The sequence below is a fragment of the Flavonifractor sp. An9 genome (genome assembly GCF_002161245.1).
GTDB lineage: Bacteria > Bacillota > Clostridia > Oscillospirales > Oscillospiraceae > Flavonifractor > Flavonifractor avicola.
On the sequence record NZ_NFHC01000008.1, the window covers coordinates 52,958 to 65,028 of the forward strand.

Sequence of the window (12,071 nt, forward strand, 5' to 3'; positions counted from 1 at the left end):
TTTTGTCCGGCCCTGATTTTTACAGATAGATAATATCCAGTTCCAGCTCCTGCTTCATGGCATAGCTGATGGTATACATGGTGCCCCCCAGCATTCCATTGTAGATGGAGATAAGCCGGGCGGCGTGATCCACCAGATAGCGGTTACGGCGGAGCATACAGCCCTTGTCATAGCGGCGCTGTACCATGGTCTCCCCATCGCAGGCTTCCACCAGTGCGTAATACCGGTCCCGGTCCCGCTCGCCCCAGCGGGCGGCCTGCTCCTCACAGGGAATAACTGCCTCCAGCGTGACATCGGGCATCTGTTCCCGCAGAGCAAGCACCGCCTCACAGAAGTAAAAGTCAGCGCCCCGGGCCATACCGCACAGAAAATGTCGGTATCCTGCTTCATAGGCACGCACTACCGACGCGGCCAGCTTATCCTTGACTTCCAGGCAAGAGGGGGCCTGCTCGTCCTCACCCCAGGGCAGCTTTTCCGGTCGATGCCCGGTAAAGCAGCAACTGATGTCCCGTCTCATAGCCAACCCCTCTCCGCAGTTTGATGCTGCCCATATTGTAAACGATTCCCTATTGGAAGTCAATAAAAATCGAACATTTGTTTTTGCCTTAGAAAGCAGTTGCAAATTGTGTTGGAATGTGTATAATAGGGGATGACAACTGAATGACTGTCTTCAGGGCAGGGTGAAAATCCCGATCGGCGGTAAAGTCCGCGAGCCGTTTTGGCCGACCCGGTGGAACTCCGGGACCGACAGTGACGCACAGTGTGCGAAGTCTGGATGGAAGAAGACGTGTGGTACATTGGCACGCTCCCATTGCATGGAACTCTGAACGGCAGTTTGGTTCAGCAGATCCGGTAATGAGGAGTGTTTTGTTATGACCAATTCTGTTTCCGCCCGGCGGCGGGTGGGCGCCCGCGCCGTGACGGTGACGGCCATGTTTTCCGCTGTGGCCTTTGTGCTGATGTTCCTGGAGTTTTCTCTCCCCATCATCCCCAGCTTTGTAAAGATGGATGTATCCGAGCTGCCCGCCCTGCTGGCCGCCTTCGGTCTGGGGCCGGTGTACGGCGTGGTGGTGTGCCTGGTGAAGAACCTGCTCCACCTGCTTATCACCACCACCGGCGGTGCCGGTGAACTGTGCAACTTCCTGCTGGGTGCCTGTTTTGTGTTCCCGGCGGGCCTGCTCTACCAGCTCCACAAGTCCCGCAAGACCGCCATTTTGGGCGCTCTGGTGGGTGCGATCATCATGGCCCTGCTGTCCATTCCCCTGAACTACTATATTACCTACCCCATTTACTCCAACTTTATGCCCATCGATACTATCATCGGGATGTATCAGGCCATTCGCCCCTCCACCAACGGCCTGCTGGAGTGCCTTGTGGTGTTCAATGCCCCCTTCACCCTGCTGAAGGGCCTGTTGGACGCGGTGATCTGCTTTTTGATCTACAAGCCCCTGTCCCCCCTGATCCACGGAAAACGGTAAATGCAAAAACGACCGACTTCAAAAGGCGGTCGTTTTTTGTTGGAAAACTAGGTCAGGGGGATGATCCAGTTCAGATTCTCATAGTTATGCTGCCATGCACCAGATGGGTCCTCAAACAGGACCCCTGTGATCTCTACTGCGGCAATGGGTTCATCCACCGGGAATCTGGGGTAGTATTCTACATGAGCAAAGTCCTCCAGGTAGGTGTTGTGGAATCCGGCTGGATACTGTTTGCCCGAGGCGCCTATAAACTGGAGATCCAGGGCGTGGATAGAGCTGTCCCCAGTCAGCTCCGGGGACCAGTCCACAAAGTTTGTGACGCCGGAGCCGTCTTTGCTCACCAGCACTGTAATCGTTCCCTCCGGGAAGGTACGGCTGTCAGAAACGGTAGCCTCAGCTTTCCCAGGAACCAGGTTTAGTTCTTTCTCATAGGTAAAGGTCTGATACCCCTTGCTTGCCGAGCTGTTGGTAAACGTGATCCTAAACCGGTAGTTGTTGCTGGAAAATGCTCCCACCTGGAACAGATTGGAATGGGAGCCGTAGGTGCGGTAGCCCGCTTCTCGCAGGGCGGCTCCTTCCGGAGACTCCCAGTGATTGAGGTCCTCATAGGATGCAGAGCAGCGATCCAGCGCCTTTTTCTGGGGCAGCCAGGACGCATCCCAGTCTGTGGGAGGGAGCAGTTCGGCCTGCAAGTCATAATCGGGCACGCCGTCGCTGATATCCGCACCTTGCTCCAATTCGGTGGATAGGTACTCCATCTGCACGAAGAGATACGCTCCGGCCTGATAGGCGTTCAGGTGGTAAGTCCAGGTGTCGTCGGTCCAGGTCAGGGGCGCGTCCAGCACCAGCACCTGGGTGCCCTGCTCTGCCGCTCCCACCCCGGCGAAATAATCCACAATTCGCTTCATTGCTGCCGCCAGAGCCTGGTAGTTGGCTAGACACAGAATGAGTGCCAGACAGGCCGCCAGAGCCCCCAGCTGCCTCCAGGGAATGCGCCGTGCCGTCCTGGGGCTTATGGCCTCCTCTGTCAGCTCCATAAGGTCCTCATCTTCCAATAGCTCATCCCAATGATAGGCTTTCATCTGGTATCCTCCTTTCCGCCCCAGCCCAGTCCCTGTTGGGCCAGCAGCCGCTTTAGCTTCTTGCGCAGGCGGGTCACCCGGGCGTCCACCCCGTTGGGGGACAGCCCCAGTGTTTTCCCAATCTCTGCGGAGGGCCATTGGTAGAGAAACCGCAGGGTAAAGAGTCTCCGTTCCTCAGGACCTAAGGCCTTCAGAACACGGCGGACACCGTCCCGAAGGGCGGAGCGCTCGGCGTGGTCCTCCGCCCACAGGGTCCCCTGGTATTCCTCCAGGGAGTCCTCCCGCCGGGCGGTCAGCCTGCGGCGGCGGTCTTTGGCCCGGCTGCGGACCAGCACACAGAGATAGGTCTTTTCGCTCCCCCTGGCCGGGTCCCACGTTTGAGTGCCGTCTACATAGGCCCACAGAGTGTCCTGGACGCACTCCTCGGCCTCCTCCGGGTATCCGGGCAGCAGAGCGTCCGCCACCGTGCGCAGCAGTCTGCCGTACTGGTCCAGCACCCGCTGGGCCTCTCGGTCCCGGTCCATGGTGGTATCCATGCCTTTCCCCCCTTTCACCCAACAGTACGATGGAGCAGCGGAATACCTGACGATGTTCCCCACAATTTTATCAAAAAAAGCCCCTGAACGGGGGTAAATCCGTTCAGGGGCTGGTGGGAGTTGGAAAGGATCAGGCCTGGTCCACGACCTGGCCGGAGAGGACGCTTTTGGCCTCCACGGTCAGTTCGCCATTGGCGCAGTCCACGGTAAGGGTATCGCCGGGTTCCACCTGGTCGGCGATGATCTTCCGGCTGATGAGGGTTTCCACCCCGTGCTGCACAAAGCGGCGCAGGGGACGGGCACCGAAAGCAGGATCGTAGGCGCTGTCGATGATGAAGCGCTTGGCAGCGTCGGTGAGGACCACCTTCAGCTGCTTCTCCTCCAGACGGCGGTTGAGCTCGCTCACCAGCAGGTCGATGATGTGGGTGATGTTGTCCTTGGTGAGGGGCTTGTAGAACACGATCTCGTCCAGACGGTTGAGGAACTCGGGCCGGAAGGAGTGGCGCAGCAGTTCCTGTACAGCGCTCTTGGCCTCCTCAGTGATCTCGCCATTGGCGTCGATGCCGTCCAGCAGATACTGGGAGCCCAGGTTGGAGGTCAGGATGATGATGGTGTTCTTGAAGTCCACGGTGCGGCCCTGGCTGTCGGTGATACGGCCGTCGTCCAGCACCTGGAGCAGGATGTTGAACACATCGGGATGGGCCTTCTCCACCTCATCGAAGAGGACCACAGAGTAGGGGTGACGGCGGACGGCTTCGGTGAGCTGACCGCCCTCCTCATAGCCCACATATCCCGGAGGGGCGCCGATCAGACGGGACACAGAGAATTTCTCCATGTACTCGCTCATGTCGATACGCACCATGTTTTTCTCGGAGTCAAACAAGGCCTCGGCCAGGGTCTTGGCCAGCTCGGTCTTGCCCACGCCGGTGGGGCCCAGGAACAGGAAGGAGCCGATGGGCCGGTTGGGGTCGGCGATACCGGCCCGGCTGCGCAGAATGGCCTCGGACACCAGACGAACGGCCTCGTCCTGGCCCACTACACGCTGGTGGAGGATATCTTCCAGGTGGAGCAGCTTCTCGCGCTCACCTTCCATCAGCTTGGCCACGGGAATACCGGTCCAGCGCTCAATGATGCGGGCGATCTCCTCCTCGGTGACCTTATCCCGCAGCAGGGAACGGGCTTTGCCTTCGTTGGCGATGGCCTCCTCCGCCTCCAGCTGCTTGCGCAGCTCGGGGATGCGGCCGTACTGCAGTTCGGCGGCCTTGTTCAGGTCGTACTGCCGCTGAGCCTTCTCCAGCTCGGCGTTGGCAGCCTCCAGGTCCTCACGCAGCTTCTGAACCTTGCCGATGGCATTCTTCTCGTTCTCCCACTGGGCCTTCTTGGCGTTGAACTCATCCCGCATCTCGGCCAGCTCCTTCTGGATCTCGGCCAGGTGCTCACGGGAGATGGCGTCGTCCTCCTTCTTCAGGGCGGCCTCCTCGATCTCGTGCTGGATGATCTTACGCTGGATGATGTCCAGCTCGGTGGGCATGGAGTCGATCTCGGTGCGGATCATGGCGCAGGCCTCGTCGATCAGGTCGATGGCCTTGTCGGGCAGGAACCGGTCGGTGATATAGCGGTCGGACAGGGTGGCGGCGGCGATGATGGCGCCGTCCTGGATCTTTACGCCGTGGAACACCTCATAGCGCTCCTTCAGGCCACGGAGGATGGCAATGGTGTCCTCCACTGTGGGCTCGTTGACCATAACGGGTTGGAACCGCCGCTCCAGGGCGGCGTCCTTCTCGATATACTGGCGGTACTCGTTGAGGGTGGTGGCGCCAATGCAGTGGAGCTCGCCACGGGCCAGCATGGGCTTCAGCAGATTGCCGGCGTCCATGGCGCCCTCGGTCTTGCCGGCGCCCACAATGGTGTGCAGCTCATCGATGAAGAGGATGATACGGCCCTCGGACTTCTTCACCTCGTTGAGGACGGCCTTCAGCCGCTCCTCAAACTCGCCCCGGTACTTGGCACCCGCAATGAGGGAACCCATATCCAGAGCGAAGATGGTCTTGTCCTTCAGTGAGCCGGGTACATCGCCTTTGACGATACGCTGGGCCAGACCCTCGGCGATGGCAGTTTTACCCACACCGGGTTCACCGATGAGGACGGGGTTGTTCTTGCTCTTGCGGCTCAGAATACGGATCACGTTGCGGATCTCATCATCACGGCCGATTACCGGGTCCAGCTTATTTTGCCGGGCCCGCTCCACCAAGTCGGAGCCATACTTCTTCAGGGCGTTGTAGGTGTCCTCCGGGTTGTCGGAGGTGACCCGCTGATTGCCGCGGACGGCGGTCAGAGCCTGGAGCACCCCTTCCTTGGTGACGTTATAGGTACGGAAGAGTTCCTTCAGCTCCCGGTTGGCGGTGTCGATCAGGGCCAGCAGCAGGTGCTCCACCGAGACATATTCGTCCTTCATGGAGGAGGCAATGGACTCGGCGGTATTCAGGCACTTGTCCACATCCTGAGCCACATAGATCTTGCCCTGCTCACGGCCGGAGCCGGAGACACGAGGCAGTTTTTCCACCTCCGCCTTGGTGGCGGCGGTGAAAGAGGGAACGGTGAGACCCATGTTCCCCAACAGCTGGGGAATCAGGCCGGACTCGTCGCTGAGCAGTGCCAGCAGCAGGTGAGGCTGCTCGATCTGCTGGTTACCATATTCCGTGGCCAGACTCTGGGCGGTCTGGACGGCCTCCAGAGATTTCTGGGTATATTTCTGTGCATTCATAAAAAACACTCCTTTCAAGGGGCAGCTTTTTGTTTGTCCTCAGTATAGTCCCCTGCAAAACAAAAATCATGAACGGAGTGTGAATTTTTAGCACTCATATGAAGAGAGTGCTAAAACCTTCGGCGGGTGGAGTGATTTGACAGGATAGCCCCTTTACGAGCGCAGAAAAAAGAGGTATAATGCCGTGGACTGCCTGAAGGAGGAGCGAGATGAAACGGACCAACGATTTGGGGCATGATCCAGTTTTTCGCCTGGTATGTAAGCTGGCCATTCCGACCATGCTGGCTCAGCTGGTCAGCGTACTCTATAGCATCGTAGACCGCATTTACATCGGAAATATTCCGCAGATCGGGGATCTGGCCCTGGCAGGAGTGGGTGTGTGCGGACCTATCGTCACCCTGCTCGGTTCCTTTGCATCCCTGGTTGGATTGGGCGGCTCGCCTATCCTGGCCATGCGGATGGGGGAGGGGAACCGGAAGGAGGCCAGCCGGGTGCTGTCCAACAGCTTCTTCATGCTGTTGGTACTGGCGGTGGGGTTGACAGGGCTGTTCCTGCTGCTTAAGGGGCAGCTGCTCCAGTGGTTTGGCGCCAGTCCGGCCACCTTTGGTTATGCGGATACTTATTTGACCATCTACACCGCCGGCACCTTCTTTGCCCTGATGGCCACCGGCATGAACAGCTTTTTGATCGCCCAAGGCTATTCTGGCCTGGGTATGGCCACAGTGATGCTGGGGGCGGTGCTCAATATTGTGCTGGACCCCATTTTTATCTTTGTTTTAAAGTTGGATGTGGCGGGTGCGGCTCTGGCTACGGTCATCTCCCAGATGGCATCCTGCGCCTTCGTGCTCTGCTCTCTGCTGCGGGAAAAGATGCCGGTGCCCCTGCGATGGGGCGGCTTTGACCGGAAGATCATGATGCGGATCGTCACATTTGGCTTGTCCCCCTTCCTGATCATTGCCACCGACAGCGTGCTGCTCATCGTCCTCAACACAGTGCTCCAGCACTACGGCGGCCCAGAGTTGGGCGACAAGCTGGTGGTCTGCGCCACCATTGTGCAGAGCTATCTGCTTCTCATCACCATGCCCATGGGTGGCCTGACCTTGGGTACTCAGCCGGTGATCAGCTTTAACTACGGGGCGGGCAACGTCGCCCGGATCAAGCGGGCCATGAAATCCATTGTGGGATTGTGCCTGACCTTCTGCGCCCTGATGACTGTGGTGACCTACACCCTGTCTCCGGTGTTTGTCCGGCTCTTTACTCAGAATCCGGAACTGATTGACCGCTCAGTGGGCTATATCAAGGTGTTTACCGCTATGATCCTGCCTCTGGCCGTCCAGTATCCCCTGGTGGACGAGACCACCGCCCTGGGTCATGTGCGGCTGGCGCTGTTCTGTTCTCTGTTCCGTAAGACGGTTTTTCTGGCCTGCTTGCTGCTGCTGCCCGCTCTGGTGTCGGCGGAGGCTACCTTCCTGTCTGAGCCCATTGCCGATGCCGTGGCGGCTACCGTTACCACCATTCTGTTCCTTCGTTTCTTCCCCCGTATTCTGGCCGAGCGCAGCGGAACGCCTGCCTCGCAATAAAAAAGTCCGCCGCGAAGAATGCTTCGCGGCGGACTTTTTTCATGTAAGCAGGAATCAATGCTCCTTGCGCTGGCACTTCTTGGGGGTCACGCAGGTGCCCTCAGCAATGGCCACCACAATGGGCTCCTCCAGGAAATCAGCAGCAGAATCGCTGATGTCGGGGCGGGGGACAGCCACCTTGCGGGCCTCAAACTTCATCTTGCGGGAGGTATTGCCGATGTGAGTGATCTCACCATAGGCCTCGATGAAGTCGCCGGCATACACAGGCGCCTTGAACTCAATGTTGTTGTAAGCGCAGAACAGGCCCTCGTCGCCGTCACACTGGATCAGCAGCTCGGTAGCCACGTCGCCGAACAGATGCACCATATGGGCGCCATCCACCAGGTTTCCGCCGTAGTGGGCGTCCTTCGCAGACATCCGCAGACGGATCATCGAGGTGTACTTTTTCTCTTCCATGTCGATTCCACTCCTTATTCATATTTGTGAAAAGAGAACAAAAGGGACAGGACACTAAGACCATTGTACGTCTCTTTAACAGTCTTGTCAACAGCGGAAATTTGTGGTATAATTTCCTCTTTTGCTTTAGCGAGAGAAAGAATGGCTCATTTTTGGAGAAGGGCCTCGCCGGCGGTATAGATGTTGCCGGCACCTACGGTAAGGATCAGATCACCGGGTTGGGCCAACTCCTTCAGCTTGGCAGTTACATCCTCCAGGGTGGGGCAGTAAATGCTGCCGGGAATCTGGTCGGCCAGATCCTGCGAAGAGATGCCCAGATTGTTGGTTTCACGGGCGGCATAGATCTCGGCCAGCAGGGTGACATCGGGCTGACGCAGGACCTTAACAAAGTCGTCGAACAGGGCTTTGGTGCGGCTGTAGGTGTGGGGCTGGAAGGCACAGATAATCCGCTCATAACCCAGGGTACGGGCGGCGGCCAGCAGGGCCTGAAGCTCACCAGGATGATGGGCGTAGTCGTCGTACACCTCGGCGCCATTGTAAGTGCCCTTGTGCTCAAAGCGGCGGCCGGCGCCCCGGAATGCGTTGAGACCTTCGCTTACCGCCTTGGGGGAGACAGCCAGGGCGATGGCAGCGGCTGCCGCAGCCAGGGCGTTTTTCACGTTGTGTTCTCCGGGGACCCGCAGGCCTACCCGGGTAAAGACTTCGCCACGATAGATGATGTCAAAGGTGGGCAGCCCCCGACTCCATGTCAGGTTAGCGGCGTGGACATCGCCTTCCTCCAGACCGAAGGTGAGAACAGGGCGGGTTTCGCCTTCCAACGTGTGCATGGTGTTGGCGTCGTCGGCGTTGGCCACGATCAGGCCGTTTTCCGGCACCCGGTCGGCAAAGGCCCGGAAGGAGTGCTCCACATCGTCCAGGTCTTTGAAGAAGTCCAGGTGGTCAGCCTCAATGTTGAGGATGACTGCCACAGTGGGGAAGAAGGAGAGAAAGGAGTTGCAGTATTCGCAGCTCTCCAGAATAATGGTGTCCCCGTGGCCCACCCGGTAACCGGCACCCAGCAGTGGGAGAGTGCCGCCGATCATGACGGTGGGGTCCATTTGGGCTGCCATGATGATATGGGTACACATGGAAGTGGTGGTGGTTTTGCCGTGGGTGCCCGAGATGCACAGGGCGTTTTTGTACCCCCGCATGATGGAGCCCCACGCCTGGGCCCGCTCAAACACAGGGATATTCAGGGCATGAGCCTCCATAATCTCGGGGTTGTCGTCATGAACGGCGGCGGTACGGATGATCAGGTCGGCGCCCCGTACATTTTCAGCCCGGTGGCCGATGGCCACGGGAATACCCAGGGAGCGGAGGTGTTCCACGGTAGCGCTGTCGCTCATGTCGGAGCCGGTGATCTGGATACCCGCCTTGTGAAGCACCTCGGCCAGAGGAGACATGGAAACGCCGCCGATGCCGATCAGGTGAGCCTTGCGGCCAGGCGTCAGATAGTCGTGAATGTTGGGATTGGTCATGGGGTTTACACACCCTTTTCTACAGATTATAATGATAAAAGTTCAACACCATATTATAATCCATTATAGGTAAATAGCAAGCCAAACATACCGGGGGAGGTGGAGAAAATGAAGAAGTGGCCGATTCCGGAAGGCGTGCAGCATTGCTTGGATATCCTGCGGAAGGCAGGCTGTGCTGCCCATCCGGTGGGTGGCTGCGTTCGGGATCTGCTGCTGGGCCGCACGCCGGGAGACTACGACGTGTGTACCTCCGCCTATCCGGAGCAGGTAATGGGGCTGTTTGCGCATACCGTCCCCACGGGGATACAGCATGGCACCGTCACCGTCCTGACTGAGGATGGTCCGGTGGAGGTGACTACCTTCCGCCGGGAGAGCGGGTATGCCGACGGGCGGCACCCCGACGGGGTAGCCTTTGACGTGGGGCTCACCCAGGATCTGGCCCGGCGGGATTTTACCATCAACGCCATGGCCCTGGGACCGGACGGGGAGGTGGTCGACCCCTTTGACGGACGGGATGATTTGAAAGCCGGGATCATCCGGTGTGTGGGGGAGCCGGACCGGCGGTTCTCTGAGGATGCACTGAGAATGCTGCGGGCGGTGCGCTTTGCCGCTCAACTGGGGTTTGCCATTGAGCCGGAGACCGAGGAGGCCACCCGGCGCAATGCCGGGCGGATGGCCCGAGTGTCGGGGGAACGGATCAAGGCGGAGCTGGAGAAAATCCTCCTCTCACCTCATCCGGAGCGGGCGGGGGAGCTGCTCCGCTGGGGACTGCTGTCCCACCTATGGCCGGTATGCAGCTGCCCTGATCTGTCCTGTCTGGGGGAGCTGCCTCCCCAACCCATCCCCCGGTGGCGGGGGTTCTGCGCCGTCACCGGCTTTCCCATTGAATGTCTGCCGGTGGAGCGGGCCCTGCGCCGGGGGGTACGCCACCCGGAGGAGGAGGTTCTGCGGCAGCTGGCCCTGTCCGGCGGGGAGCTGGCGGCCCTTGGTCTGAAGGGCAGGGAGATCGGCGCGGCCCAGCGGAAGCTGGCCCTCCATGTATTAGAACATCCCGAGGATAACCGGCGTGACAAGCTTCTGGAGCTGCTCAAATTGGACTGAACGGTTTTGCGATTTGGCATATTGTACAAAATAACAGCGTATAAATTAAGCGCAAAGCTGAAATTGGGGAGTTTGACAAAAAGATGCTTGAAAATGGAAGCGGGAAGGAGTAAGATTCAATCACAGGGAGCTGGAAACGTTTCCATGAAACGTTTCCAGCCGAGACACGAATCAACTGTGACAGGAGGAACTTAGAATGAAGAAACGTCTGTTTGCGCTTGCGTTGACCGGTACCATGGTGGCCGGTATGCTGGCCGGCTGCGGCGGCGGCGACACCACCCCCTCCGGCGACTCCTCCCCCAGCGGCGGCGGCGACGCCACCGGCGGCAAGGTCTATTACCTGAACTTCAAGCCTGAGCAGGACGCCCAGTGGCAGGAGCTCGCCGAGCTCTACACCGCTGAGACCGGCGTGGAGGTCACCGTCCTCACCGCCGCCTCCGGCAACTACGAGACCACCCTGAAGTCCGAGATGGCCAAGACCGACGCCCCCACCCTGTTCCAGGTCAACGGCCCTGTGGGCTTGGCCGCCTGGAAGGATTACTGCTATGATCTGACCGGCTCCGCCGTGGCCGGCGAGCTGTCCAGCGACGAGTTCGCCCTGATGGACGGGGACAAGATGGCCGGCATCGGCTACGTCATCGAGACCTACGGCATCATCTACAACAAGGCGCTGCTGGAGCAGGCCGGCTACACTGCCGACGACATCAAGAGCTTTGACGACCTGAAGAAGGTGGCCGAGGACATCACCGCCCGCAAGGACGAGCTGGGCTTCTCCGCCTTCACCTCCGCCGGTATGGACGGCTCCTCCGACTGGCGCTTCAAGACCCATCTGGCCAACCTGCCCATCTACTATGAGTACAAGGCCGACGGCATCGACAACACCGACGCCATCAAGGGCACCTATCTGGACAACTACCGCCAGATCTGGGATCTGTACATCAACAACGCCACCTGTGAGCCTGCGCTGCTGTCCACCAAGACCGGCGACGACGCCGTGGCCGAGTTTGTGACCGGTCAGGCCGTGTTCTATCAGAACGGCACCTGGGCTTACAACGACGTGGCCGAGCTAGGCGACGACAACCTGGGTATGCTGCCCATCTACATCGGTGTGGAAGGCGAGGAGAAGCAGGGCCTGTGCACCGGCACCGAGAACTACTGGTGCGTCAACGCCAAGGCCTCCGAGGCTGACATCCAGGCCACCCTGGACTTCATGTATTGGTGCGTCACCTCCGAGACCGGCACCAAGGCCATGTGCGGCGGCGAGGGCGCCATGCCCTCCGGCCAGGCCGGTATGGGCTTCGTGATCCCCTTCAAGGGCAACCTGGAGTCCACCAACCCCCTGGTCAACATCGGCAACCAGTATGTGGCTGACGGCTATGAGTCCGTGTCCTGGAACTTCTCCACCATGCCCTCCGAGGAGTGGAAGAACGGCGTGGGCTCCGCTCTGACCGCCTATGCTGCTGACCAGACCGATGCCAAGTGGGACGCCGTGGTATCCGCCTTCGTGGATGGCTGGGCCTCCGAGGCTGCCGCCGTCAACGGCTGAGACTGACCCCC

The 12,071-nt window shown here is 59.4% G+C and carries 10 protein-coding genes and 1 riboswitch; of the genes, 4 read left to right on the forward strand and 6 right to left on the reverse strand.

The window, feature by feature from the left end:
* Positions 1-19: 19 nt before the first annotated feature.
* Positions 20-517, reverse strand: a complete 498-nt coding sequence (locus B5G40_RS07225) for an SLOG family protein (protein WP_087327610.1) — start codon at positions 515-517, stop codon at positions 20-22.
* A gap of 145 nt (positions 518-662) precedes the next feature.
* Positions 663-791, forward strand: a riboswitch (FMN riboswitch).
* An 81-nt stretch (positions 792-872) separates the two neighbouring features.
* Here B5G40_RS07225 and B5G40_RS07230 point away from each other — a divergent pair.
* The gene (locus B5G40_RS07230; protein ID WP_087327612.1) at positions 873-1,478 is read left to right on the forward strand and encodes an ECF transporter S component; all 606 of its coding nucleotides are present in this window, start codon (positions 873-875) and stop codon (positions 1,476-1,478) included.
* Positions 1,479-1,525: 47 nt separating this feature from the next.
* Here B5G40_RS07230 and B5G40_RS07235 read toward each other — a convergent pair whose 3' ends face one another.
* The 3 genes from B5G40_RS07235 to clpB form a co-directional block, all read right to left on the reverse strand.
* Positions 1,526-2,560: a hypothetical protein gene (locus B5G40_RS07235; RefSeq protein ID WP_087399201.1), complete on the reverse strand. Its 1,035-nt coding sequence runs from the start codon at positions 2,558-2,560 to the stop codon at positions 1,526-1,528.
* The gene (locus B5G40_RS07240) at positions 2,557-3,096 is read right to left on the reverse strand and encodes a sigma-70 family RNA polymerase sigma factor (protein WP_087399202.1); all 540 of its coding nucleotides are present in this window, start codon (positions 3,094-3,096) and stop codon (positions 2,557-2,559) included. Before B5G40_RS07240 ends, B5G40_RS07235 begins: the two co-directional genes overlap by 4 nt.
* Before the next feature lie 130 nt (positions 3,097-3,226).
* Positions 3,227-5,860, reverse strand: coding sequence for an ATP-dependent chaperone ClpB (gene clpB, locus B5G40_RS07245; RefSeq protein WP_087399203.1), 2,634 nt, complete (start codon positions 5,858-5,860; stop codon positions 3,227-3,229).
* A gap of 209 nt (positions 5,861-6,069) precedes the next feature.
* Between clpB and B5G40_RS07250 the strand changes: the two genes are divergently transcribed.
* Positions 6,070-7,440 (forward strand): MATE family efflux transporter, encoded by a 1,371-nt coding sequence (locus B5G40_RS07250; protein ID WP_087399204.1) that lies wholly within the window; start codon positions 6,070-6,072, stop codon positions 7,438-7,440.
* Positions 7,441-7,494: 54 nt separating this feature from the next.
* On the opposite strand, the gene B5G40_RS07255 is transcribed toward B5G40_RS07250, so the two are convergent.
* Together B5G40_RS07255 and murC are read right to left on the reverse strand one after the other, a co-directional pair.
* Positions 7,495-7,896, reverse strand: a complete 402-nt coding sequence (locus B5G40_RS07255) for a hotdog fold domain-containing protein (RefSeq protein WP_087265709.1) — start codon at positions 7,894-7,896, stop codon at positions 7,495-7,497.
* A 146-nt stretch (positions 7,897-8,042) separates the two neighbouring features.
* Positions 8,043-9,413 carry a UDP-N-acetylmuramate--L-alanine ligase gene (murC, locus tag B5G40_RS07260; protein ID WP_087399205.1) on the reverse strand — a complete coding sequence of 457 codons (1,371 nt, stop codon included), beginning with the start codon at positions 9,411-9,413 and terminating at the stop codon, positions 8,043-8,045.
* A gap of 108 nt (positions 9,414-9,521) precedes the next feature.
* On the opposite strand from murC, the gene B5G40_RS07265 reads away from it, so the two are divergent.
* Positions 9,522-10,514 (forward strand): CCA tRNA nucleotidyltransferase, encoded by a 993-nt coding sequence (locus B5G40_RS07265; protein WP_087399206.1) that lies wholly within the window; start codon positions 9,522-9,524, stop codon positions 10,512-10,514.
* Between the two features lie 196 nt (positions 10,515-10,710).
* On the forward strand, positions 10,711-12,060 hold the full coding sequence (locus tag B5G40_RS07270; protein WP_087188216.1) for an ABC transporter substrate-binding protein: 1,350 nt from the start codon (positions 10,711-10,713) through the stop codon (positions 12,058-12,060).
* Positions 12,061-12,071: the final 11 nt, after the last annotated feature.

Bases quoted from the DNA above. Each gene is read 5' to 3' on its own strand.
- B5G40_RS07270 (WP_087188216.1), top strand. From the start codon at position 10,711: ATGAAGAAACGTCTGTTTGCGCTTGCGTTGACCGGTACCATGGTGGCC.
- B5G40_RS07255 (WP_087265709.1), bottom strand. From the start codon at position 7,896: ATGGAAGAGAAAAAGTACACCTCGATGATCCGTCTGCGGATGTCTGCG.
- murC (WP_087399205.1), bottom strand. From the start codon at position 9,413: ATGACCAATCCCAACATTCACGACTATCTGACGCCTGGCCGCAAGGCT.
- B5G40_RS07230 (WP_087327612.1), top strand. From the start codon at position 873: ATGACCAATTCTGTTTCCGCCCGGCGGCGGGTGGGCGCCCGCGCCGTG.
- B5G40_RS07265 (WP_087399206.1), top strand. From the start codon at position 9,522: ATGAAGAAGTGGCCGATTCCGGAAGGCGTGCAGCATTGCTTGGATATC.
- B5G40_RS07235 (WP_087399201.1), bottom strand. From the start codon at position 2,560: ATGAAAGCCTATCATTGGGATGAGCTATTGGAAGATGAGGACCTTATG.
- B5G40_RS07250 (WP_087399204.1), top strand. From the start codon at position 6,070: ATGAAACGGACCAACGATTTGGGGCATGATCCAGTTTTTCGCCTGGTA.
- clpB (WP_087399203.1), bottom strand. From the start codon at position 5,860: ATGAATGCACAGAAATATACCCAGAAATCTCTGGAGGCCGTCCAGACC.
- B5G40_RS07240 (WP_087399202.1), bottom strand. From the start codon at position 3,096: ATGGATACCACCATGGACCGGGACCGAGAGGCCCAGCGGGTGCTGGAC.
- B5G40_RS07225 (WP_087327610.1), bottom strand. From the start codon at position 517: ATGAGACGGGACATCAGTTGCTGCTTTACCGGGCATCGACCGGAAAAG.